This window comes from Variovorax durovernensis (assembly GCF_977011995.1).
Genome location: NZ_CDRNCW010000002.1, coordinates 238,234 through 260,218, shown reverse-complemented (window position 1 = coordinate 260,218; position 21,985 = coordinate 238,234). Strand labels below are relative to the sequence as shown.

The 21,985-nt window shown below is 66.9% G+C and carries 21 protein-coding genes; 14 read left to right on the top strand and 7 right to left on the bottom strand.

Going from position 1 to position 21,985, the window contains the following annotated elements:
• The first annotated feature begins 2 nt into the window (after positions 1-2).
• The 3 genes from ACWV14_RS33240 to ACWV14_RS33230 are packed head-to-tail and all read left to right on the top strand — an operon-like array spanning position 3 to position 2,256.
• Entirely contained in the window at positions 3-527 is a 525-nt protein-coding gene (locus ACWV14_RS33240) for a TRAP transporter small permease (RefSeq protein WP_454908073.1), read from the top strand.
• Positions 524-1,825 (top strand): TRAP transporter large permease, encoded by a 1,302-nt coding sequence (locus ACWV14_RS33235; protein WP_454908072.1) that lies wholly within the window; start codon positions 524-526, stop codon positions 1,823-1,825. Before ACWV14_RS33240 ends, ACWV14_RS33235 begins: the two co-directional genes overlap by 4 nt.
• Positions 1,825-2,256: an acyl-CoA thioesterase gene (locus tag ACWV14_RS33230; protein ID WP_454908071.1), complete on the top strand. Its 432-nt coding sequence runs from the start codon at positions 1,825-1,827 to the stop codon at positions 2,254-2,256. The genes ACWV14_RS33235 and ACWV14_RS33230 overlap by 1 nt, the downstream gene beginning before the upstream one ends.
• A 3-nt stretch (positions 2,257-2,259) precedes the next feature.
• Here the strand turns inward: ACWV14_RS33230 and ACWV14_RS33225 are convergent, their stop codons facing one another.
• On the bottom strand, positions 2,260-2,658 hold the full coding sequence (locus tag ACWV14_RS33225) for a low molecular weight protein-tyrosine-phosphatase (protein ID WP_454908070.1): 399 nt from the start codon (positions 2,656-2,658) through the stop codon (positions 2,260-2,262).
• A gap of 16 nt (positions 2,659-2,674) precedes the next feature.
• Between ACWV14_RS33225 and ACWV14_RS33220 the strand changes: the two genes are divergently transcribed.
• From ACWV14_RS33220 to ACWV14_RS33195, 6 genes are all read left to right on the top strand, one after another.
• Positions 2,675-3,403: a hypothetical protein gene (locus ACWV14_RS33220; protein WP_454908069.1), complete on the top strand. Its 729-nt coding sequence runs from the start codon at positions 2,675-2,677 to the stop codon at positions 3,401-3,403.
• 118 nt (positions 3,404-3,521) lie between these two features.
• Positions 3,522-3,971, top strand: coding sequence for a hypothetical protein (locus ACWV14_RS33215; protein ID WP_454908068.1), 450 nt, complete (start codon positions 3,522-3,524; stop codon positions 3,969-3,971).
• Between the two features lie 331 nt (positions 3,972-4,302).
• Positions 4,303-4,506: a hypothetical protein gene (locus tag ACWV14_RS33210; protein WP_454908067.1), complete on the top strand. Its 204-nt coding sequence runs from the start codon at positions 4,303-4,305 to the stop codon at positions 4,504-4,506.
• Positions 4,507-4,729: 223 nt separating this feature from the next.
• Positions 4,730-7,495, top strand: a complete 2,766-nt coding sequence (gene mgtA, locus ACWV14_RS33205) for a magnesium-translocating P-type ATPase (RefSeq protein WP_454908066.1) — start codon at positions 4,730-4,732, stop codon at positions 7,493-7,495.
• A gap of 161 nt (positions 7,496-7,656) precedes the next feature.
• Positions 7,657-8,232 (top strand): NIF family HAD-type phosphatase, encoded by a 576-nt coding sequence (locus tag ACWV14_RS33200; RefSeq protein WP_454908065.1) that lies wholly within the window; start codon positions 7,657-7,659, stop codon positions 8,230-8,232.
• A gap of 32 nt (positions 8,233-8,264) precedes the next feature.
• A complete protein-coding gene (locus tag ACWV14_RS33195; protein ID WP_454908064.1) occupies positions 8,265-8,981 on the top strand; it encodes an MgtC/SapB family protein in 717 nt (238 codons plus the stop codon).
• Positions 8,982-8,996: 15 nt separating this feature from the next.
• Here ACWV14_RS33195 and ACWV14_RS33190 read toward each other — a convergent pair whose 3' ends face one another.
• From ACWV14_RS33190 to xdhC, 4 genes are all read right to left on the bottom strand, one after another.
• Positions 8,997-10,439 carry an NAD-dependent succinate-semialdehyde dehydrogenase gene (locus ACWV14_RS33190; protein ID WP_454908063.1) on the bottom strand — a complete coding sequence of 481 codons (1,443 nt, stop codon included), beginning with the start codon at positions 10,437-10,439 and terminating at the stop codon, positions 8,997-8,999.
• Positions 10,440-10,601: 162 nt separating this feature from the next.
• Entirely contained in the window at positions 10,602-11,942 is a 1,341-nt protein-coding gene (locus ACWV14_RS33185) for a glycerate kinase type-2 family protein (protein WP_454908062.1), read from the bottom strand.
• A gap of 75 nt (positions 11,943-12,017) precedes the next feature.
• Positions 12,018-13,226, bottom strand: a complete 1,209-nt coding sequence (locus ACWV14_RS33180; RefSeq protein WP_454908061.1) for a urate hydroxylase PuuD — start codon at positions 13,224-13,226, stop codon at positions 12,018-12,020.
• Between the two features lie 215 nt (positions 13,227-13,441).
• The gene (gene xdhC, locus ACWV14_RS33175) at positions 13,442-14,251 is read right to left on the bottom strand and encodes a xanthine dehydrogenase accessory protein XdhC (protein ID WP_454908060.1); all 810 of its coding nucleotides are present in this window, start codon (positions 14,249-14,251) and stop codon (positions 13,442-13,444) included.
• Between the two features lie 56 nt (positions 14,252-14,307).
• Here xdhC and ACWV14_RS33170 point away from each other — a divergent pair, with 56 nt between their 5' ends.
• The gene (locus ACWV14_RS33170) at positions 14,308-14,805 is read left to right on the top strand and encodes a hypothetical protein (RefSeq protein WP_454908059.1); all 498 of its coding nucleotides are present in this window, start codon (positions 14,308-14,310) and stop codon (positions 14,803-14,805) included.
• A gap of 2 nt (positions 14,806-14,807) precedes the next feature.
• On the opposite strand, the gene uraH is transcribed toward ACWV14_RS33170, so the two are convergent.
• Entirely contained in the window at positions 14,808-15,158 is a 351-nt protein-coding gene (uraH, locus tag ACWV14_RS33165; protein WP_454908058.1) for a hydroxyisourate hydrolase, read from the bottom strand.
• Positions 15,159-15,259: 101 nt separating this feature from the next.
• Between uraH and ACWV14_RS33160 the strand changes: the two genes are divergently transcribed.
• The 4 genes from ACWV14_RS33160 to ACWV14_RS33145 are packed head-to-tail and all read left to right on the top strand — an operon-like array spanning position 15,260 to position 19,914.
• A complete protein-coding gene (locus ACWV14_RS33160; RefSeq protein ID WP_240651253.1) occupies positions 15,260-15,925 on the top strand; it encodes a GntR family transcriptional regulator in 666 nt (221 codons plus the stop codon).
• 7 nt (positions 15,926-15,932) lie between these two features.
• Positions 15,933-16,895: an allantoinase PuuE gene (gene puuE, locus ACWV14_RS33155; protein ID WP_454908057.1), complete on the top strand. Its 963-nt coding sequence runs from the start codon at positions 15,933-15,935 to the stop codon at positions 16,893-16,895.
• Positions 16,892-18,670, top strand: coding sequence for a 2-oxo-4-hydroxy-4-carboxy-5-ureidoimidazoline decarboxylase (uraD, locus tag ACWV14_RS33150; protein ID WP_454908056.1), 1,779 nt, complete (start codon positions 16,892-16,894; stop codon positions 18,668-18,670). Before puuE ends, uraD begins: the two co-directional genes overlap by 4 nt.
• A gap of 17 nt (positions 18,671-18,687) precedes the next feature.
• Positions 18,688-19,914, top strand: a complete 1,227-nt coding sequence (locus ACWV14_RS33145; protein ID WP_081269337.1) for a M20 family metallopeptidase — start codon at positions 18,688-18,690, stop codon at positions 19,912-19,914.
• Positions 19,915-19,941: 27 nt separating this feature from the next.
• Here ACWV14_RS33145 and ACWV14_RS33140 read toward each other — a convergent pair whose 3' ends face one another.
• Positions 19,942-21,942: a putative bifunctional diguanylate cyclase/phosphodiesterase gene (locus ACWV14_RS33140; RefSeq protein WP_455342736.1), complete on the bottom strand. Its 2,001-nt coding sequence runs from the start codon at positions 21,940-21,942 to the stop codon at positions 19,942-19,944.
• Positions 21,943-21,985 lie beyond the last annotated feature (43 nt).

The following is a 21,985-nucleotide window of genomic DNA, read 5'->3' as shown; positions in this document are numbered from 1 at the left end:
CGATGGCTACACGGTCCGCTAGCTACATGGACCGCGCGATCAACATGATCGAATGGCTCGCTGCCATCTTCGTGGGTATCGTCGCGCTCAACATCTTCGTGGCCGTGGTGCTGCGCAAGTTCTTCGACACCTCGATCCCCGACGCCTACGACTTCGGCCGCATGCTGCTGGGCATCCTGATCTTCTGGGGCATCGCGGCCACCAGCTACCGCGGCGGCCACATCACGGTCGACCTGGTGTGGACGGCGGCGGGTCCGCGCATGAAGCGCGCGATCGACGTGTTCGCCACGCTGGTGCTTCTGTTCGTGGTGGCGGTGCAGACTGCCATGCTGTTCGACAAGGTGCGCGGCACCTACGTGGACAACGTGCAGACCTATGACCTGAACATTCCGACCTGGCCCTTCTATGCCGTGGCCTGGGCCGGCGACGTGTGCGCGGTGCTGCTGATCGCGATCCGCACGTACCGGCTGATCTTTCACCCTGAGCAACTCGAAGAAGTTCACGCAGAACAGAAGGCGGACGAATGAGCCCGGATGCAGTGGCAGTGCTGGGCTTCGTCGCCCTGTTCGTATTGATGTTGTTGCGCGTGCCCGTGGGCATGGCGATGGGCCTGGTGGGCGTGGTCGGCTACAGCTATCTCGTCGGCCCCGGGCCGGCACTGAAGCTGGTCGGCCAGACCTCGATGCGCACCGTGACCGACTACACCTTCGGCGTGATCCCGATGTTCATGCTGATGGGCGCGCTGGTGTCGGTGTCGGGCGTGAGCCGCGAACTCTTCAAGGCCGCCAATTCGATGATCGGCCACCTGCGCGGCGGCCTCGGCGTGGCCACCGTGGTGGCGTGCGGCGGCTTCGCGGCGATCTGCGGCTCGTCGGTGGCCACGGCCGCCACCTTCTCCGCGGTGGCATACCCGGAGATGCGGCGCTTCAACTACCCGCAATCGTTCTCCACCGGCGTGATTGCCGCGGGCGGCACGCTGGGCGCGATCTTGCCGCCATCGACCGTGCTCGCCGTGTACGCCATCCTCACGCAGCAGGACATCGGCAAGCTCTTCATGGCGGGCATCGTGCCCGGCATCCTGGCGATGGCGATGTACGTGATGACCATCGCGATCATCGTCAAGCTGAGGCCCGACTGGCTGCCCGGCGGCGAAATCAAGCCGTGGTCGGAACGCGTGAAGGACCTGAAGAATGTGTGGGCGCCGCTGGTGCTGTTCGTCTTCGTGATCGGCGGCCTGTACGGCGGCTTCTTCACGCCGACCGAGGCGGGCGGCGTGGGTGCGAGCGGTGCGTTCATCCTCGGGCTGGTGCGGCGCAAGCTCGACGGCCCGAAGATCCGCGAGGCGCTGCTGTCGGCCACGCGCACCGCGGCTGCGGTATTCACGGTGCTGATCGGCGCGCTGCTGTTCGGGTACTTCCTCACCATCACCCAAAGCCCGCAGAAGCTCACCGAGTTCCTCACCGGCCTGGGCATCGGCCGCTACGGCGTGCTCGCGCTCATCATGCTGATGTACCTGGTGCTCGGCTGCCTGATGGACGCGATGGCGATGATCATCCTGACCGTGCCCATCATCTACCCGGTGATCGTGCACCTGGGCTTCGACCCCATCTGGTTCGGCGTGATCATCGTGATGACGGTGGAACTGGGGCTGATTCATCCACCGGTGGGCATGAACGTCTTCGTCATCAAGAGCGTGGTGAAGGACGTGAGCTTCACCACCATCTTCAAGGGCGTGCTGCCGTTCATCGTGACCGACATCGTGCGCCTGGTGATCCTGATCGCCTTCCCGATCATTGCCTTGTGGCTGCCAACGAGAATGGGCTGATGAGCAACAGCAACAGCAACGTCAAAGAAGTCGTCTACACCGCGCGCGTCGAGTTCGGCGACTGCGACCCCGCCGGCATCGTCTGGTTTCCCAACTTCTTCCGCTGGATCGACGCGGCCTCGCGGCACTTCTTCGCCGAGTGCGGCGTGCCGCGCTGGGAAGAAACCACCGAGACGCTGGGCGTGATCGGCACGCCGCTGGTCGACACGCACACGCGCTTCGTCAAGGCCGCGAGCTATGGCGACACGCTGCAGATCGCGGTGCGCATCAAGGAATGGCGCGAGAAGAGCTTCGTGCAGACCTACCGCGTGACGCGCGGCGAAGACCTGATCCTCGAGTGCGAGGAAGTGCGTATCTTCGGGGCGAAGCGCGAAGGCGGCGGGATACGGGCGGTGCAGATTCCGCCGTCGATCCGGGTGCTCTGCGAATAGGCTTCAGCAAGCCTTGGCCTGAAGCTTCGCGAGCAGGCCGTCGACGCCATGGTCGATCAGGTCGAAGACTTCGATGAAGTCCTTCTGCCCGCCGTACCAGGGGTCGGGCACGTCGCCCTCGATGCCGTCGGCGAATTCGGTGAACAGGTGGATCCTGTCTTCTGTTCCAGCAGGAGCCAGCCTGCGCAACGCGGCGCAATGCTGGGCCGTCATGCCGATGACGAGGTCGAAGCGCGCGAAGTCGGAGCTGCGAACCTGTCGCGCGGCATGAGCGTGCATCGCGATGCCACGGCGCTTCGCCTCGGCCACGGAGCGCGGGTCCGGTGGATTGCCGCGCTCCTCGTCGGAGATGGCGGCGCTGTCGACATCGACATCGAAGCCAGTCGCGCGGGCCTTGTGCATGAGAAGCAGATGGGCCGTGGGGGACCTGCAAATGTTGCCGGTGCAGACGAACAGAATTGACGGGGTTTTCAATTGCGGCAAGAAGTTAGTTGGAGCGGCATTCTCATCCCTCGGAGATCGAGCACTTCCCGCGCCTGCAAGCACCCGCGACCGCGCTGGCAATCTGCATCGCGGCAGTAACATCGAAACGATGTCCTTCCATCGACCTCGACACATCGTCGTCCTGCTCTGCGCCGTCGCCCTTCTGGCGGCCTGTGCAACCCCTGCCGACCATGAGGCGGCACCCGTGCGGCACGCCGTGGCCACCACGGGTTCCGAAGTCGGTCGAACTGCGCTGGCGTCCAAGGACCCGGTCGTCGACCTCTCGCCGGCCCAGGCGCTCGCACCTCGGGCGCAGGGTGCTCGGGTGCGCTGGAGCGGCGGCATCAACGCCATTGATGCGCGTGAAGGCGGGCGCCAGTGCTTCACCCTGCTGCATGCCACCTTCGACCCACAAGGCGTGCTGCAGTGGCCACGCGATGCGCAGAATTTTGTTGCCTGCGGCCCGGGGTACTACGACCGGGATCTCGTGGCCCAGTTCACTCTGGTGAGCTTCGAAGGCCATGTGACCGGGCAACGGGTGCTTCTGGACAAGCCAGTTCCCGTGATGGAGATCGAAGCGCTGTATCGACACTCGGACTGCGTGCAGGGCAGCGAGACGAGTCCCGAGTGCTACGCGGGCTACCTGCGGCCTCGAAGGCCTTAGCACCTTGCGCCTGTACGGCATGGACTTCATGCGAGCCCCGAGGCATTCGCGAGCTGCGTCGGGATCGCTCGAACCGAACTGCCTGCACCAGGACGGCAGAAGACTACGAACGCACGGGTTGCCCGCCTTCATTCAGGGCTGCCTCCAGCGGCGCGCGCTGGATATGCTGAGGTCGCGCGCCACAGCGAACGAACAGAGCGCGAAACAACTCGATGGAGGTCCGGTGAAGAAAAACCCTTTGGTACTGCTTGTGGTCGGCGTGATCCTTGTGCTTGCAGGTGCACTGCTTGCTTTCGGGGGCACGGCGCCAGCGGCCGATGCCGCGACGGTGGCGAAATGCCAGGAGCGCATGAAAGATCAGGGCGCGGAGATGCTCGGGAGATGCAGGGAGTCGGCCTTCGCCACCGCCATGACGGCTACCGATGCCAATGCCGCTGCCCGTGCCATCAGCGCAAGCAACAAGAGCGAGATCGGAGGAAATGCCTTCGGCATGTTCCTGTTGGGTCTGGGCCTCGTTTTGACGGTGGTGGGCGGTCTGGGATGGCGAAGGCGAGCGGCGTTGGCATAGGCCTGAAGACCCCTTCCGCATCGCGAGAAGCCATCCCAAGGGTTGACGCACCGCATGCCGCGGTGCAACAATCGTGAAATCTTCATTTCGGAGCCTCGTGCGTGGACAGTGCCAGTTGGATCAGTGACAAGACGCGTGCCTCGGCAGGCGTGACACTCCAGGCTCTCTAGCGCAGGCTCCCCGCGCTGTGGCCGCCGTGCACGCAGCGTGACCCTCTTGCCTCCACGGCAAGCGGCTCCTCCTCCCGATACCCGCCCCTCTCGTCACTGACTTTTTCAGTCAGCTTGCGTGCGTCCGTGCGCGAGGCCCTTCAACGCGAAGGAGCCTTGTCATGCGTCATCTCGAACTTCGTCAGCAGCCGCTGCAACAGCAGCAGGCGCAGCCGCGGACGCTGCACAACGCCGGCACGCCTGCGAGTGCCGCCGCGCCTCGCATCGACGACACGCTGGACCAGGCCGCGGCGCTCTGGACCACCCGCCGCATCCGCAGCTGCCTGGTGCTGCTGGACCCATCCGTTCGCCCGGCGCACCGCTGAGGCTCACGCGCACCCCGACCCACTCACGTACGCAAACAAAGGAGGCCCCATGGACCCAGCCCCTCATTTGCGCCCCTGTGCGCCACTTCCGTTGTTCCGATCGATTGCCATCCAGAGAGAGTGCAGCGCGCCGTGCTGCGAAGGAATAGTCACGCCTGATTGACCAGCGCGTGCGCTTTTCTTTCCTTCACGGCCCGCGCTGCCGCCGTGAAGGAGAGAAAAAATGAAAAACGTCCTGAAGTCCGTTTTCGAGAGCTTCCTGCGCAGCCGTCACATGCTGCATCACTTCGAGCGCTGGCAGACGCTGCTGGGCTCGAAGCCCGCCGCCGCCGGGTCGGTCAGCATGCCAGCCGACATCGCCCGCGCCCTGGCCACCGCCTCGCGCACCGACGCCGGCGAAATGCTGGTCAAGCTCCACAGTTCGCCGCGTGGCCTCAGCGAAGGCCATGCGCAGGTGCTGCGCAAGCGCCTGGGCAGCAACGAAGTGCGCCACGAGAAACCGCTGCCCTGGTGGCAGCACCTGTGGCAGTGCTACCGCAATCCGTTCAACCTGCTGTTGACGGTGCTGGCGCTGATCTCCTACGTCACCGACGACATGAAGGCCGCGCTCGTCATCGGCAGCATGGTGGTGCTGTCGACGGTGCTGCGCTTCCTGCAGGAGTCGCGCTCCAACAAGGCGGCCGAACGCCTCAAGGCGATGGTGAGCAACACTTCCACGGTGCTGCGGCCCGCGCCGGGCCAGAAGGCAGGATCGGCCGGCGACGAAGGCTTCGATGCCACGCACGCTGGCACGCTGCGCGTCGAGGTGCCGATGCGCGACCTGGTGCCGGGCGACGTGATCGCACTGTCGGCCGGCGACATGATCCCGGCCGACTGCCGGCTGCTCACCGCCAAGGACCTGTTCATCAGCCAGTCGGCGCTCACGGGCGAGGCCATGCCGGTCGAGAAGTTCGTCGCCGACCGCGGCGCGCACGACGCCGGCGTGCTGGAACGCGAGAACCTGCTCTTCATGGGCACCAACGTGATCAGCGGTACCGCCACCGCGCTGATCGTGCACACGGGCGACCGCACCTTCTTCGGCGCCCTCGCCCAGCGCGTGACCGCCACCGATCGCGGCACCAGCGCTTTCCAGGCCGGCATCAACCGCGTGAGCTGGGTGCTGATCCGCTTCATGCTGGTGATGGCGCCGCTGGTGCTGGTGATCAACGGCGTGGCCAAGGGCGACTGGTGGGAGGCGGCGCTGTTCGCGCTGTCGATCGCAGTCGGCCTCACGCCCGAGATGCTGCCGATGATCGTGACCGCCACGCTGGCCAAGGGCGCGGTCGTGATGTCGCGCCAGAAGGTGATCGTGAAACGGCTGGAGGCCATCCACAACTTCGGCGCGATGGACGTGCTGTGCACCGACAAGACCGGCACGCTGACGCAGGACCGCATCGTGCTCGAGCGCCACACCAATGCCTGGGGCGAAGGCTCCGACCACGTGCTGCAGCTCGCCTATCTCAACAGCTTTCACCAGACGGGCTTGAAGAACCTGCTCGACAAGGCCGTGTTGAGCCATGCAGAGATGCAGCTCGAGACGCGCCTGCAGACCGGCTACCGCAAGATCGACGAGGTGCCCTTCGACTTCTCGCGCCGCCGCATGTCGGTGGTGGTGGCCAACGGCGGCAGCGAGCACCTGCTGATCTGCAAAGGCGCGCTGGAAGAGATCCTGTCGGTGTGCACGTCGGTGGAACGCGGCGCCGAGGTGCTGGCGCTCGATGAAGAGGTGCTCGCGCGCATCCATCGCGTGGCGTCGGAACTCAACGCACAGGGCCTGCGCGTGGTGGCTGTGGCAAGCCGCGCGCTGAAGCTCGAGGCGCAGAAGCCGGCGTACGGCGTGGCCGACGAATCAGGCCTCACGCTGCTGGGCTATGTGGCGTTCCTCGATCCGCCGAAGGAATCGACTGCACCCGCGCTGCGCGCGCTGGCCGAGCATGGCGTGGCGGTGAAGGTTCTGACAGGCGACAACGAACTGGTGACGCGCAAGGTCTGCGGCGACGTGGGCATCGAGGCCGGCCGCATGGTGCTCGGCCGCGAGATCGAGGACATGAGCGACGCCGACCTGCGAGTACTGGTCGAACAGCACCAGGTGTTCGCCAAGCTCACGCCGGCGCACAAGGAGCGCATCGTGCATGCGCTGCATGCCAACGGGCACGTGGTCGGTTTCATGGGCGACGGCATCAACGACGCACCGGCGCTGCGCGCCGCGGACATCGGCATCTCGGTGGACGGCGCGGTGGACGTCGCAAAGGAATCGGCCGACATCATCCTGCTGGAGAAGAGCCTGATGGTGCTGGAGCAAGGCGTGATCGAGGGGCGCCGCACTTTCGCGAACATGCTCAAGTACATCAAGATCACGGCAAGCTCGAACTTCGGCAACGTGTTTTCGGTGCTGGTGGCCAGCGCGTTCCTGCCCTTCCTGCCGATGCTGCCGCTGCACCTGCTGGTGCAGAACCTGCTGTACGACGTGTCGCAGATCGCGATCCCGTTCGACAACGTGGACGACGAATTCCTGAAGAACCCGCAGCGCTGGAACCCGGCCGACCTGGGCCGCTTCATGGTGTTCTTCGGACCGCTGAGTTCGGTGTTCGACATCCTGACGTTCACTGTGCTGTGGTTCGTGTTCGCCGCCAACTCGGTGGATCACCAGACGCTGTTCCAGTCGGGCTGGTTCATCGAAGGCCTGCTGTCTCAGACGCTGATCGTGCACCTGATCCGCACCCGCAAGATCCCGTTCCTGCAAAGCCGCGCCTCCTGGCCGCTGCTGGCAATGGGCGCGGCCATTGCCGCGGTGGGCATCTGGCTGCCGATGGGGCCGCTGGCGCACTACTTCAAGCTGCAGGCGCTGCCGCTTTCTTACTTCCCTTGGCTCGTGGCGATGCTGGTGGGGTACGCGGTGCTGACGCAGACGGTGAAGGGGTGGTATGGGCGGCGGTATGGGTGGCAGTGATGTGCCTGTGCTGAGGGAACTGTTCGGGACGCGTGCAGCTGTCGTGCCGGCCGTTCAACCACGACTCTGATTGATCACATCGACGGCGTGCTCGCACCCCGAAACAACGCACGACGGTCGAATATGCTTTATCTCCCAATGTGACGCAGCCCGACACGCACATGACACCCAAGACTCGCAAACTGCTGGTGCTGGATCTCGATGAAACGCTGGTTCACGCCACAGAGAACGCACTCGGCCACGACGAGGATTTCCGAGTCGGCCCTTACCGTGTGCACTTGCGGCCGCATCTTGCCGACTTCGTGGGCAACGTGCTCACGAAGTTCAAGGTCGGCGTCTGGACTGCATCAGGCGAAAGCTACGCGTCGCAGATCGTCGAGCGCATCTTCCCGAGCGGAACGCTGGAGTTTGTCTGGTCGAGCGCACGTTGCACGACAACGCGAGACTGGACGACGGGTGAGTACCAGAGCATCAAGAATCTGCAGAAATTGAAGTCCAAGGGCTATCCACTCGAATCGATCATCGCCGTCGACGACACGCCATCGAAGTACGCGAGGAGCTACGGCAATCTGGTGACGGTGTGCGAGTTCTTGGGCGACAAGAGCGATGCGGAGTTGCCGTTGCTGGCGACATATCTGACGCACCTTGCGGACGTTCCGAATGTGAGGCGTATCGAGAAGCGCAACTGGCGTGAACACATCCAGCGACATACGGGCACGACGCCATCGGCCGATTGAACATCGACATGACAACAACAAGGAACCTTTCGATGCAAGCCATCCAGAACATCAACCTGCACTCGCTGCTAGACACCTTCATCAGCGTCGCGGCCGCCTTCATCCTCGGCTCGGTGATCGGCCTGGAGCGCCAGATACGCCAGCGCACGGCCGGCCTGCGCACCAACACGCTGGTGGCCGTGGGAGCGGCGGTGTTCGTCGACATGGCCTACCGGCTCGACGGCAGCGGCGGCGCGGTGCGCGTGGTGGCTTATGTGGTGTCGGGCATCGGCTTCCTGGGCGCGGGCGCGATCATGAAGGAAGGCGCCAACGTCACGGGGCTCAACACGGCGGCAACGCTGTGGGGGTCGGCGGCGGTGGGCGCCTGCGCGGGTGCGGACCTGTTGGGCGAGGCGTTGATCGCGGCGCTGTTCGTGCTGGCCAGCAACACCCTGCTGCGGCCGGTGGTGAACCGCATCAACCGGCAGCCGATCAGCGAGGGCGCCAGCGAAGCGACGTATGTGGTGCGCGTGATCTGCTCGCGCGCGGCGCGGCCCGAGGTGATGGACCAGTTGCTGCTGCTGCTCGAGGCTGCCAACTATCCGGTGCGCGACGTCGACCAGCACCCCTTCGGGCCGGCCGACACCGAGATCGGCGCGACGCTCTATGCGACGGCGGTCGAGCCCGCGGAGCTCGACCGTGTCATCGAGGATCTCGAAGCCCTCGACGGCGTGCAGCAAGCCTTCTGGAATGCCGCCGCCGAGGAGTGACCGGCAAGCGCCGGCTCAGACGCCGAGGATCGAAACCGCCTTGGTGTTCAGGTAGGCCTCGAGCGCTTCCGGGCCGCCTTCCGAGCCGTAGCCCGAGTCCTTCACGCCGCCGAAGGGCATTTCCGGCGACGGAGTGGCGGGCTGGTTGATCCACAGCATGCCCAGCTCGAGCTTCTGGCTCAGCAGGTGCGCGCTCTTGATCGACTTGGTGAAGGCGTAGCCGGCCAGGCCGAACGGCAGGCGGTTCGATTCGGCGATGGCTTCCTCGAGCGTGTCGAAACCGCGGATGGCGGCGATGGGGCCGAAGGGTTCGTTGTTGAACACATCGGCGTCCAGCGGCACGTCGGTCAGCACGGTCGGCGCGAAGAAGTTGCCGGTGTCGCCCACGCGTTCGCCGCCGGCGGCCACGGTGGCGCCCTTCTTGCGGGCGTCTTCCAGCACGTGGGCCATGGCCGTGAGGCGGCGGGCGTTGGCGAGCGGGCCGATGGTCGTGCCTTCTGCCAGGCCGTCGCCGAGCTTCAGGCCTTCGGTGTACTTGACCAGCGTGCGGGCGAACTCTTCGCGCAGGCTGTTGTGCACCAGGAAGCGTGTCGGCGAGATGCAGACCTGGCCAGCGTTGCGGAACTTGGCGGCACCGGCAGCCTTGACGGCCAGTGCCACGTCGGCGTCCTCGGCCACGATCACCGGGGCGTGGCCGCCCAGTTCCATCGTCACGCGCTTCATGTGCGCGCCGGCCAGCGCGGCCAGTTGCTTGCCGACCGGGGTCGAGCCGGTGAAGGTGACCTTGCGGATGATCGGATGGGCGATCAGGTAGTTCGAGATTTCAGCGGGGTTGCCGAACACCAGGCCCACCACGCCGGCCGGAATGCCGGCGTCGACGAAGGCCTGCAGCAGCGCGGCGGGCGATGCCGGGGTTTCTTCAGGGGCCTTCACCAGGAACGAGCAGCCGGTGGCCAGCGCAGCGCCGAGCTTGCGCACGATCTGGTTGATCGGGAAGTTCCACGGCGTGAACGCGGCGACGGGGCCCAGCGGCTCCTTCAGCACGAGCTGCTGCGCGGCCAGGTTGCGCGACGGCACGATGCGGCCATACACGCGGCGTCCTTCGTCGGCGAACCATTCGATGATGTCGGCGGCGGCCAGGGTTTCGCCCTTGGCTTCGACCAGCGGCTTGCCCTGCTCCTGGGTCAGCAGCTTGGCGATTTCAGGGGCGCGTTCGCGGATCAGGCCGGCGGCGCGGCGCATGACGGCGGCGCGCTCGTTGGCGGGCGTGTTGCGCCAGGCCTCGAAGCCGCGCTGTGCGGCGGCCAGGGCACGGTCGAGGTCGACGATGCCGGCATGCGCCACCTTGCCGATGGCCTTGCCGGTGGCGGGATTCAGCACGTCGAGCGTCTTGCCGTCGGCGGCGTCGACCCATTGGCCGTCGATCAGCAGGCGGGTGTCGGTGTAGGTAGCGGTCATGACGAACTTTTCCTTCGGGGACTGGATGGTGAAAAGGGGAAATCTGGTCTGTGCGACGCGGCACCCCGAAGGGTGCGCTGGCGACGACGGCAGCCATGGCCGCCGGGAGGCGTAGATTAACCCGAGTTCACAAAGCTCGCCTGCGCCGGGCGAACAGCCCCGTCACAACACCAGCAGCGCGCGGAAGTCGTTGACGTTGGTGTGGGAGGGCCCGGTGATCAGCAGGTCGCCGATGGCGCCGAAGTAGGTGTAGGCGTCGTTGCGGTCCATGTAGTCCGACAGCTTCATGCCCTTGGCGCTCGCACGTGCCAGCGTGTCGGGCGTGACGAAGGTGCCGGCGTTGTCTTCCATGCCGTCGATGCCGTCGGTGTCGCCCGCCAGCGCCCAGACGCCCGGCTGGCTCATGAGCGCGCCGGCCAGGCCCATGCAGAACTCGCCGCCGCGCCCACCCCGGCCCTTGGCCTGGCCGGGCTTGCGGGGCCGGATCGTCACCGTGGTCTCGCCACCCGACAGGATGACGCAGGGCCTGGCGAAGGGCTCGCCGCGAAGCGCCACCGCGCGCGCGAGCGCGGCATGCACCTTGCCGACCTCGCGCGACTCGCCTTCCATTTCGTCGCTGAGGATGTGCGCCTCGAGGCCGGCGGCGCGCACCACCTGGGCGGCCGCTTCCAGCGACTGCTGGGGCGTGGCGATCACATGCGTCTGGTGGCCCTCGAACACCGGATCGTTCGGCTTGGGCGTTTCGAGCGCACCGCTTTCGAGCTGCGCGCGCACCGGCGCGGGCACGTCGATGGCATAGCGCTCGAGGATGGCGAGCGCGTCGGCGCAGGTGGTGGCGTCGGGCACGGTCGGACCGCTGGCGATGATGGCCGGATCGTCGCCGGGCACGTCGCTGATCGTGAGGGTGACGACGCGCGCCGGCGCGCAGGCCGCGGCCAGCCGGCCGCCCTTGATGCGGGACAGGTGCTTGCGCACGCAGTTCATCTCGCCGATGCTCGCGCCGCTCTCGAGCAGCTGCGTGTTGATGCGCTGCTTGTCCGCCAGCGTCAGGCCGTCGGCCGGCAGCACCAGCAGCGACGAGCCGCCGCCCGAGATCAGGAACAGCACCAGGTCATCGGCCGTGAGGCCCTCAGTCAATGCAAGGATGCGCTCGGCCGCCCGCAGGCCGGCCTCGTCAGGCACCGGATGCGCGGCCTCGACCAGCTCGATGCGCCGTGGCAGGCCTTCGGGCCGCGGCGGGATGTGGCCGTAGCGCGTGACGACCAGCCCCGACAGCGGCGCGTCGGCCGGCCACAGGGCTTCGAGCGCCTGCACCATCGAGCCGCCGGCCTTGCCGCAGCCCAGCACCAGGGTGCGGCCCTTGGGCGGCGGCGGCAGATGGGGGCCGAGCGTGGACAACGGCAGCGCGCGGTCCACCGCCACGCGGTAGAGATGTTCGAGAAAGGCGCGCGGGTCTTTGCGCGGATCGGGGGCGGGGGCCAGGGACGGATTCGAAGCGGTCATTGCGGTTTGTCTCCAGACCGGCAATTGTGCTGCGGACCAGGCCCCGCCCCTCGCCGGTCAGTTTTTTCGGGATGCCTAGTTGGTCGTCTTCGCGCCGGCCTGGAACCAGCGGCTGATGAGCGCGCGTTCCTCGTCGGTGATGCCGGTCGCGTTGTTCATCGGCATGATCTTGGTCACCACCACCTGCTGGTAGATCGCCTGCGCATGCGCGGCCACCTGCTCGGGGGAGTCGACCCGCACGTTCTTCATTTGCACGGCGGGGCCGTGGCACATGAAGCAGCGTTGCTCCAGCACCTTCTGCACGTCGGAGAAAGGCACGGCGGGCGCCGCCGCGGAGACGACCGGCGCAGCCACCGGCTCGGGCTTCATCCAGACGATGGTCAGGCCCAGCACCACGATGCCGACCATGGCGTACGGCAGCGGGTTGCCCGCATTGCCCAGCTTGAAGCGGTGGCGCACCACGAAGAACTGGCGAATCGCCGCGCCGCCCAGCATGATGAGCAGCAGCACGATCCAGTTGTACTTGTGCGTGTAGGTGAAGCTGTAGTGGTTGCTCAGCATCGCGAACAGCACCGGCAGCGTGAAGTAGGTGTTGTGCACGCTGCGCTGCTTGCCGCGCTGGCCGTGCACCGGGTCCACCGGCTTGCCTTCGCGCAGCGCCGCCACGTTCTTGCGCTGGCCGGGAATGATCCAGAAGAACACGTTGCCGCTCATGGTCGTGGCCATCATGGCGCCCACCAGCAGGAAGGCCGCGCGGCCCGCGAACCAGTGGCACGCCAGCCAGGTCGCGAAGGCGATGAAGACCGCGATCAGCACGCCGACGATGGTGTCGCCGTGCTTGCGGCGCCCGAAGATCTGGCAGATGCCGTCGTAGACCATCCAGAACACGACGAAGAAGGCCAGCGCCACGGCAATGGCAGCGCCCGGCTGCCAGTCCATCTTCGACTTGTCGATGAGGTAGGTGCTCGCGTTCCACAGGTACGACATGGTGAACAGCGAGAAACCCGTGATCCAGGTCGAATAGCTTTCCCAGTACGACCAGTGCAGGTGGTCCGGCAGTTTCTTGGGCGCCAGCGCGTACTTCTGCATGTTGTAGAAGCCGCCGCCGTGCACCGCCCACTGCTCGCCGCCCACGCCCTTGTCGAGCGATTCCTGGTCCTGCGGCTTCTCGAGGCTGTTGTCCAGCATCACGAAGTAGAAGGAGGCGCCGATCCAGGCGATGGCGGTGATGACGTGGACCCAGCGCAGCAGCAGGTTGGCCCAGTCGAGGTAGTAGCTTTCCATGTGCTCTCTCTCAGCCCCGTGCGCGCGTGGGGACGCCGCAAAGGGGTTTCAGCCTGCTCACCACCGCGGGCGCTGTAAGCAGAGAAAGTGCCGCGAACGCAGGCTCCATGGAATGGGCCTCGCTCCGCTGCGGCTTGTTGTCGACCGAAAGTGTATACAGTTTTGGCAAGGGGCGGGATGCTTTTTTTGGGGCGCCACCGCCGGGAAAACCCTGTTCAGCCCAGCGATTGCAACAACTGTGCCGCCACCGCCACTGCGATCACCTCGGGCTCCTTGCCGGTGATGCCGGGCACGCCGATGGGGCAGGTGATGCGGGCCAGTTCTTGCGCCGTGAAGCCGCGCGCTTCGAGCCGGTGGCTGAAGGTGGCCCACTTGGTCTTGCTGCCGATCAGGCCGATGTAGGGCAGGTCGTCGCGTTCGCGCAGGCGCTTGAGGCAGGCGATGACGATGTCGAGATCTTCGGCATGGCTGAAGCTCATGATCAGCACGCGGCTGCCCGGCGCAAGCGCGGCCACGGCGTCCTGCACCGGCTCGGAATGCTCGGTGTCGATTTGCGCGGGGAGTTCGTCCGGGAACACGCCATCGCGGCTGTCGATCCAGCGCACCGAAAAAGGCAGCGCGGCCAGCAGGCGTGCCAGGGCGGCACCCACGTGCCCGCCGCCGAACAGCGCCACGGGCTTGAGCTGCGCGACCAGTTCGCGCTGCAGCACGGGGACATCGGCTGCGGTGATTCGTCGGTACGACAGGAACATCACCCCGCCGCAGCACTGCCCCAGGCTGGGGCCCAGCGGGTAGCGCTGGATGCCGTCGAACGGCGCACGCATGCCGGCGAGCAACTCGCGCGCTTCCTTCGTGGCCTGGAATTCGAGTTGGCCACCACCGATGGTGGCCGTGAGTCCGTCGGCCCACACCGCCATCCAGGTGCCGGCTTCGCGCGGCGCCGAGCCCTGCGTGGACTCGACGCGCACCAGCACGCCGTCTTCCTGGCGAAGACGCGCCAGCAATTGGTCGACCGCACCGCTCATAGTGATCGATACCTCTGGTTGCCCGGCCCGTGGAGACTCACGGTATAAACCCGGCGATGAATCGCCAGCTTACGCCCCGACGCCTCGCGCTTGCAGCCTCCCTTCTTTCGGCCCTCTGGCTCGCCGGCTGCGGCTCCACCGGGTCGGTGCCCGGCCAGTTGAGCGGCGCCAGCGGCGACGTGGGTGCCGGCCCCGCGCCGCGCGCATCGAGCGCAGCCAGCGCGCGCGACTACCGCCGCGACGCCGCGCGCCACGTCTACGAAGCCAACCGCTCGCGCATCTACAAGGGCCAGCTGCCGCCGGTGCTCTATGCCGTCGGCACGCTCGAAGTGAACCTCGACACGGGCGGCAAGGTGCGCTCGATGCGCTGGCTGCGCGCGCCCAAGCACGCACCCGAGGTGATCGCCGAGATCGAGCGCACGGTGCTGAAGGCCTCGCCCTTCCCGCCGGCCACCCGCCTGGGCGCCGTCACCTGGACGGACACCTGGCTGTGGGACGAAAGCGGCCGCTTTCAACTCGACACCCTGACAGAAGGCCAGCAGCAAGGGGACTGACCTCAGGAGCCGCGGTACGTGGAGTAGCTCCACGGACTCACGAGCAGGGGCACGTGGTAGTGCTCGTCGGTGTGCGCCACGCCGAAGTCCAGCGACACCTTGTTCAGGAAATTGGGCTCCGGCAGCTTGACGCCGCGGGCCTTGAAGTAGCTGGCCACGTCGAACACCAGCCGGTAGGTGCCGGCCTTCAGCGAGTTGTTGTCGTACAGCGGCCCGTCGCTGCGGCCATCCGAATTCAGCGTGAAGCGCTTGACCAGCGTCGCGGCGTCGCCGTCGGTGGTGTACAGCGCCACCTCCATGCCCGCGGCAGGGCCGCCGTGCATCGTGTCCAGTACGTGAGTGCTCAGGCCCATGGGGCGCTCCTTGAAAGTCCGAAAGTTGGATCGGTGAGTGCGGGATATTCCGGTGGACAAAAGTGTATACAGTTCGCGGCTTTGGGTCTATCATGAAAAACATGGAGTCCTCCACCACCCGTTCGATCGTCGATGCCCTCACGAAGGCCATCGTCGAGCACCGGCTTCAGCCCGGCACCAAGCTGGCCGAGCAGAAGCTAGCCGATCATTTCGGCGTCTCGCGCACGCTGGTGCGGCAGGCCCTGTTCCAGCTGTCGCAGAACAAGCTCATCCGCCTGGAGCCCGCGCGCGGCGCCTTCGTGGCCGCGCCCGCCGTCGACGAGGCCAAGCAGGTGTTCGCCGTGCGCCGCATGCTCGAGGCCGAGATGACGCGCGAGTTCGTGCGCACCGTCACGCCCGCCAAGATCAAGGCGCTGAAGGAGCACGTGGCGCTCGAGAAATCGGCCGTTTCCGGCGAAGACATCTCCGGGCGCACCGAGCTGCTCGGCGACTTCCACGTGCGCATGGCCGAGCTCATGGGCAACCAGGTGCTGGCGCAGATCCTCGGCGAGCTGATCTCGCGCTGCGCCCTCATCACGCTGATGTACCAGAGCACCAGCGCGGCCGAACACTCCAACGACGAACACGCCGACATCGTGAAGGCACTGGCCGCGCGCGATGAAGAACGCGCCGTGCGCCTCATGACCGAACACCTCGAACACGTCGAGGCCAACCTGACCTTCGACCGCAAGGTCCCGACCAACGACATCTCGCTGGCGCTGTCCTGAAAAGCCTATGACCGTCTACGACTCCACCCTGCCCTACCCCCGCGACCTCGTCGGCTACGGCCGCAACCCGCCCCATGCGCAGTGGCCCGGCGGCGCGCGCGTCGCGGTGCAGTTCGTGCTGAACTACGAAGAAGGCGGCGAGAACGCCACGCTGCACGGCGATGCAGGCTCCGAGCAGTTCCTCTCCGAGATGTTCAACCCGGCGAGCTTTCCCGACCGGCACATCAGCATGGAAGGCATCTATGAATACGGCTCGCGCGCCGGCGTGTGGCGCATCCTGCGCGAGTTCGAAAAGCGCGGCCTGCCGCTCACCGTGTTCGGCGTGGGCATGGCGCTTGAGCGCTACCCGGAACTGACCGCCGCCTTCAAGGAACTGGGCCATGAAATCGCCTGCCACGGCTGGCGCTGGATCCACTACCAGAACCTCGACGAAGCCACCGAGCGCGAGCACATGCGCCTGGGCATGGAAGCGATCGAGAAGCTCACCGGCGAACGCGCCCTGGGCTGGTACACCGGCCGCGACAGCCCGCGCACGCGCCGCCTCGTGGCCGACTACGGCGGCTTCGAGTACGACAGCGACTACTACGGCGACGACCTCCCCTTCTGGATGAAGGTGCGCAAGACCGACGGCACGGTGGTGCCGCAGCTCATCGTGCCCTACACGCTCGACTGCAACGACATGCGCTTCGCGCTGCCGCAGGGCTACTCGCATGCCGACCCGTTCTTCCAGTACATGAAAGACACCTTCGACGCGCTCTACGCCGAAGGCGACCCGGCCGGCGACAACAGCCCGAAGATGATGAGCATCGGCATGCACTGCCGCCTGCTCGGGCGGCCCGGGCGCATCACCGCGCTGCAGCGCTTCCTGGACCACATCGCACAGCACGACAAGGTGTGGGTCTGCCGCCGCGTCGACATCGCGCGCCACTGGAAGCAGGCGCACCCCTTCGAAGCAGGAGCCGCATCGTGAGCCTCACCATCGCCCAACTCAACGCCGCGGTGCCGGCCGCAGCCGTCGCGCTGCTCGACGGCATCTACGAGCACTCGCCCTGGATCGCGCAGCGCGCGCTGGCTGCCCGCCCCTTCCGTTCGCTCGCGCACCTCAAGCATGCGCTGGTGCGGGCGCTGGCCGAATCGTCGGCCGACGAGCAGATCGGCCTGATCCGCGCACACCCGGAGCTGGCGGGCAAGGCCATGGTCAGCAAGACGCTGACGGCCGAGTCCACCAACGAGCAGAGCAAGGCCGGCCTGACCGACTGCACGCCCGAGGAGTTCGCGAAGATCCAGCAACTCAACGCCGACTACAACGCGAAGTTCAACTTCCCCTTCATCCTGGCCGTGCGCGGACCGCGCGGCACCGGGCTGGCCAAGCGCGAGATCATCGAGACCTTCGAGCGCCGGCTGCACAACCACCCGTCGTTCGAGCTGGGCGAGGCGCTGCGCAACATCCACCGCATCGCCGAGATCCGCCTGGACGACAAGTTCGCCGCCGACATCACGCTCGGCAACGACGTGTGGGACTGGCAGGAGCAGCTCTCGGTGCACACCGACCCCGGCTACGCCGAGAAGGGCCAGCTCACCGTCACCTACCTGACCGACGCGCACCGCGCCTGCGCCGCGCAGATCAGCACGCTGATGCGCGACGTGGGCTTCGATTCGGTGCACATCGATGCCGTGGGCAACGTGGTGGGCCGCTACGAAGGTACGACGCCCGACGCAAAGACGCTGCTCACCGGCTCCCATTACGACACCGTGCGCAACGGCGGCAAGTACGACGGCCGCCTCGGCATCTTCGTGCCGATCGCCTGCGTGCGCGAACTCAAGCGGCAGAACAAGCGCCTGCCCTTCGCCTTCGAGGTGGTGGGTTTCGCCGAGGAGGAAGGCCAGCGCTACAAGGCGACCTTCCTGGGCTCGGGCGCGCTCATCGGCCACTTCGACCCGCGCTGGCTCGACCAGAAGGACGCCGACGGCGTCACCATGCGCGAGGCCATGCAGCACGCCGGCCTGAAGCAGGAAGACATCCCGAAGATCCAGCGCGACCCGGCGCGCTACCTCGGCTTCGTCGAGGTGCACATCGAACAGGGCCCGGTGCTCACCGAGCTCGACCTGCCGCTGGGCATCGTCACCTCCATCAACGGCAGCGTGCGCTACGTGGGCGAAGTCATCGGCATGGCCAGCCACGCAGGCACCACGCCCATGGACCGCCGCCGCGACGCCGCGGCCGCCGTGGCCGAGCTGATCCTCTACACCGAGCAGCGCGCCGCCAAAGACGGCGACTCGGTCGGCACCGTCGGCATGCTCGAAGTGCCCAGCGGCTCCATCAACGTGGTGCCTGGCCGCTGCAAGTTCAGCCTCGACCTGCGCGCGCCCAACAACGAGCAGCGCGATGCGCTGGCCACTGACGTGGTCAACGCCCTGAAGGACATCTGCGAGCGACGCGGCGTGCGCTTCGAGCTCGAAGAGACGATGCGTGCCGCCGCCGCGCCCAGCGCGCCGGCCTGGCAGCAGCGCTGGGAAAAGGCGGTCGACGCACTCGGCATTCCGCTCTTTCGCATGCCCAGCGGCGCCGGCCACGACGCCATGAAGCTGCACGAGGTGATGCCGCAGGCCATGCTCTTCGTGCGCGGCATCAACTCGGGCATCAGCCACAACCCGCTCGAATCGAGCACCAACGACGACATCCAGCTCGCGGTGCAGGCCTTCCAGCTGCTGCTGGACAACCTCGCCGCCGAACAAGCCCACTGATTCAAAGTAGAAAAACCATGACCGACTACGCAAAGCTCGACGCCTGGATCGACGCCCACTTCGACGAGGAAGTGAAGTTCCTGCAGCAACTGGTGCAAGTGCCCACCGACACGCCGCCGGGCAACAACGCGCCGCACGCCGAGCGCACCGCCGAGCTGCTGAAGGACTTCGGCCTCGACGCCGAGAAGCACGCCGTGCCCGCGCAGGACGTGAAGGACTACGGCCTCGAATCGATCACCAACCTGATCGTGCGCCGCAAGTACGGCAATGACGGCCTGACCGTCGCGCTCAATGCCCACGGCGACGTGGTGCCCCCGGGCGAAGGCTGGACGCACGACCCGTATGGCGGCGAGATCGTCGACGGCAGCCTTTATGGCCGCGCCGCCGCCGTGAGCAAGAGCGACTTCGCGAGCTTCACCTTCGCGCTGCGCGCGCTCGAAGCCGTCGCCAGGCCCGCCAAGGGCAGCGTCGAACTGCACTTCACCTACGACGAGGAATTCGGCGGCATCCTCGGCCCGGGCTGGCTGCTCGACAAGGGCCTGACCAAGCCCGACCTGATGATCGCGGCCGGCTTCAGCTATGAAGTGGTCACCGCCCACAACGGCTGCCTGCAGATGGAAGTGACGGTGCACGGCAAGATGGCTCACGCCGCCGTGCCGGCCACCGGCATCGACGCGCTGCAGGGCGCGGTGAAGATCCTGAATGCGCTGTATGCGCAGAACACGCTCTACCAGCAGGTCACGTCGAAGGTCGAGGGCATCACGCACCCGTACCTGAACGTGGGCCGCATCGAAGGCGGCACCAACACCAACGTCGTGCCCGGCAAGGTGGTGTTCAAGCTCGACCGCCGCATGATTCCCGAGGAAAACCCGGCCGAGGTCGAAGCCACCATCCGCAAGGTGATCGCCGATGCCGCGGCCGAAAGCGCCGGCATCACGGTCGAGATCAAGCGCCTGCTGCTGGCCAACTCGATGAAGCCGCTGGCCGGCAACAAGCCGCTGGTCGACGCCATCCAGAAGCACGGCCAGGACGTCTTCGGCGAACCGATCAAGGCCATGGGCACGCCGCTGTACACCGACGTGCGCCTGTACGTCGAGGCCGGCATTCCGGGCGTGATCTACGGAGCCGGTCCGCGTACCGTGCTCGAGTCGCACGCCAAGCGCAGCGACGAGCGCGTGGTGCTCGAAGACCTGCGCCGCGCCACCAAGGTGATCGCGCGCACGCTCAGCGACCTGCTGGCCTGAGCCCTCCGGGCGCTGCGGCCTGCCTGCTCAGGCCGGCCTGGCGCCCGACATGGAGGAGATTGCCGCGGCCGACCTGGTCCGGGCCTCGGCCCAAGCCGTCATGTTGGGCAGGGGCGCCGGCCGCGCCAGGTGGTAGCCCTGCACCAGCGTGCAGCCCAGGGTGCGCAGGACGTCGAGTTCCTCCTGCGTTTCCACGCCCTCGGCCACGACCTGGATGTTCAGCGAGCGGCCCAGCTGCACGATGGAATCGACCAGCACCACGTTGCCCGGCGACGCCGCCAGCCCCAGGATGAAGCTGCGGTCGATCTTGACCTGCCGCACGTATTCGCTGCGCAGCGACGCCAGCGATGAATAGCCCACGCCGAAGTCGTCCACCACGATCGCCACGCCGGCGGCCGACAGCGCACTGAGACGGCTGCGCGTCGCGTGGGTGTCGAGCGCCACCTCTTCCGTGATCTCGATCTGCAGCCGGGTCGGCGCGATGCCGCGCGTCTTCAGCATGCCGAGCACGATGTCGTCGACCGCGAGCTGCGCCATCTCGCGCGGCGACACGTTGATGGCGATCGGCACGCTCGCCAGCACCGAGCCCGAGGCCTCGAGCTGGCGCATCGCCCGGCAGACCTCGTCGACCAGGTGCCGCAGCAGCGGCTCCGCGACGCCGGTGTTGGCGGCCGCGAAGATCACTTCCTCGGGCGCGATGTGACCGTGGCGCGGATGGTGCCAGCGCATCAGCGCCTCGAGGCTGTGGATGTGCTTTCCGTCGCAGCCCATGATCGGCTGGTACCAGACGCCGATGGCGCGCGCCTCGATGGCGTGGAGCAGGTCGCGCTCCACGTCCCTGCGCGTGCCCAGCCGCAGGTTGAGCGGGGCGTCGAAGAACTGGTAGCGGTTGCGCCCGGTGCGCTTGGCCTCGTAGAGCGCTTCGTCGGCGAAGCTGATCATGTCGGCGATCTCGGCGTCGCCCGACACCGAGATGCCGATGCTCACGCCCAGGTGGCCGCCGTAGTGCGCGGTGGCAAACGATATCGAGCGGATCAGCGCCTGCGCAATGGCCGCGGGTGGCTGGCGGGCGCCCTGCAGGCTGTAGAGCACCGCGAACTCGTCGCCGCCCCAGCGGCTCAGCACCGCGCGCAGGTCGGTGAGCTCGCGCTGCAGCCAGCCGGCCACGTCCTGCAGCACGCGGTCGCCGACCTTGTGGCCGAAGGCGTCATTGACCGCCTTGAAGCCGTCCAGGTCGAGCAGCAACAGGCAGTGCTGCTGGCCGCGGGACGAAACGATGTGCAGCGTCGCCGCCTCGGTGAAGCCTTCGCGGTTGAGCAGCCCGGTCAGGGAGTCGTGCGAGGCGCGGAACGAAAGCTGCTGCGTCGCGTCCAGCGACAGCGCATGCACCTGGCGCAGCTGCTCCGTCATGGCGGTGGCCTCGTTGCGCAGCCGGCTGCCCTCGCGGAAGGTCCGTTCGCTGTGCACCGCGCTGCGCACCAGCGCCCCGAGGTACAGCAGCACCATCGCGGCCAGGCTCAAGTTGTCGAAGCCGCCCCAGTACACCAGGCACCCCGCCACCGACAGCAACGCCGGCGTGATGAAGCTGATCGGCACGAAAGCGAAGGCCGCGCCGTAGGTCACCGAGCCCGCGCAGATACCGCAGACCACCGTCAGGTAGAACACCGCCTGGGGCGATGAGTAGCCGTTGCACAGCAGCGGAATGAGCGCCCAGACGAAGCCCGAGAACCCGGCCAGCACCGCCGCCAGCCGCAGGTGCCATTCGACCGGGCGCCCCTTGGGCGACGTTGCCACGCTGCTGTCCAGCAGCACGCCGCGCGACGGCGCGAACGGCCAGCGGCAGACATAGCTGCGCAACCCATTGACCGCGAGCGACAGCATCAGCCAGCACAGCCCCTCGAACGCGCGGCCCGAATTGAGCGCCACCAGCGTCGCGGTGAAGCTCAGCACGATGTTGATCGGAATGGCGGCGAGCACGCTGCGGCGCACCATCACCAGCTGATCGGCCCGCACCATGCGCGAGAGCAACTCACCGTCGACGGAAGTGTGAGGTTGCCCCTGAAAAGTGGAG

Coding starts and splice junctions, on each gene's coding strand:
- ACWV14_RS33240 (WP_454908073.1), top strand. CDS start 3: ATGGCTACACGGTCCGCTAGCTACATGGACCGCGCGATCAACATGATC.
- ACWV14_RS33235 (WP_454908072.1), top strand. CDS start 524: ATGAGCCCGGATGCAGTGGCAGTGCTGGGCTTCGTCGCCCTGTTCGTA.
- ACWV14_RS33230 (WP_454908071.1), top strand. CDS start 1,825: ATGAGCAACAGCAACAGCAACGTCAAAGAAGTCGTCTACACCGCGCGC.
- ACWV14_RS33225 (WP_454908070.1), bottom strand. CDS start 2,658: ATGCACAAGGCCCGCGCGACTGGCTTCGATGTCGATGTCGACAGCGCC.
- ACWV14_RS33210 (WP_454908067.1), top strand. CDS start 4,303: ATGCGTCATCTCGAACTTCGTCAGCAGCCGCTGCAACAGCAGCAGGCG.
- mgtA (WP_454908066.1), top strand. CDS start 4,730: ATGAAAAACGTCCTGAAGTCCGTTTTCGAGAGCTTCCTGCGCAGCCGT.
- ACWV14_RS33200 (WP_454908065.1), top strand. CDS start 7,657: ATGACACCCAAGACTCGCAAACTGCTGGTGCTGGATCTCGATGAAACG.
- ACWV14_RS33195 (WP_454908064.1), top strand. CDS start 8,265: ATGCAAGCCATCCAGAACATCAACCTGCACTCGCTGCTAGACACCTTC.
- ACWV14_RS33190 (WP_454908063.1), bottom strand. CDS start 10,439: ATGACCGCTACCTACACCGACACCCGCCTGCTGATCGACGGCCAATGG.
- ACWV14_RS33185 (WP_454908062.1), bottom strand. CDS start 11,942: ATGACCGCTTCGAATCCGTCCCTGGCCCCCGCCCCCGATCCGCGCAAA.
- ACWV14_RS33180 (WP_454908061.1), bottom strand. CDS start 13,226: ATGGAAAGCTACTACCTCGACTGGGCCAACCTGCTGCTGCGCTGGGTC.
- xdhC (WP_454908060.1), bottom strand. CDS start 14,251: ATGAGCGGTGCGGTCGACCAATTGCTGGCGCGTCTTCGCCAGGAAGAC.
- ACWV14_RS33170 (WP_454908059.1), top strand. CDS start 14,308: ATGAATCGCCAGCTTACGCCCCGACGCCTCGCGCTTGCAGCCTCCCTT.
- uraH (WP_454908058.1), bottom strand. CDS start 15,158: ATGGGCCTGAGCACTCACGTACTGGACACGATGCACGGCGGCCCTGCC.
- ACWV14_RS33160 (WP_240651253.1), top strand. CDS start 15,260: ATGGAGTCCTCCACCACCCGTTCGATCGTCGATGCCCTCACGAAGGCC.
- puuE (WP_454908057.1), top strand. CDS start 15,933: ATGACCGTCTACGACTCCACCCTGCCCTACCCCCGCGACCTCGTCGGC.
- ACWV14_RS33145 (WP_081269337.1), top strand. CDS start 18,688: ATGACCGACTACGCAAAGCTCGACGCCTGGATCGACGCCCACTTCGAC.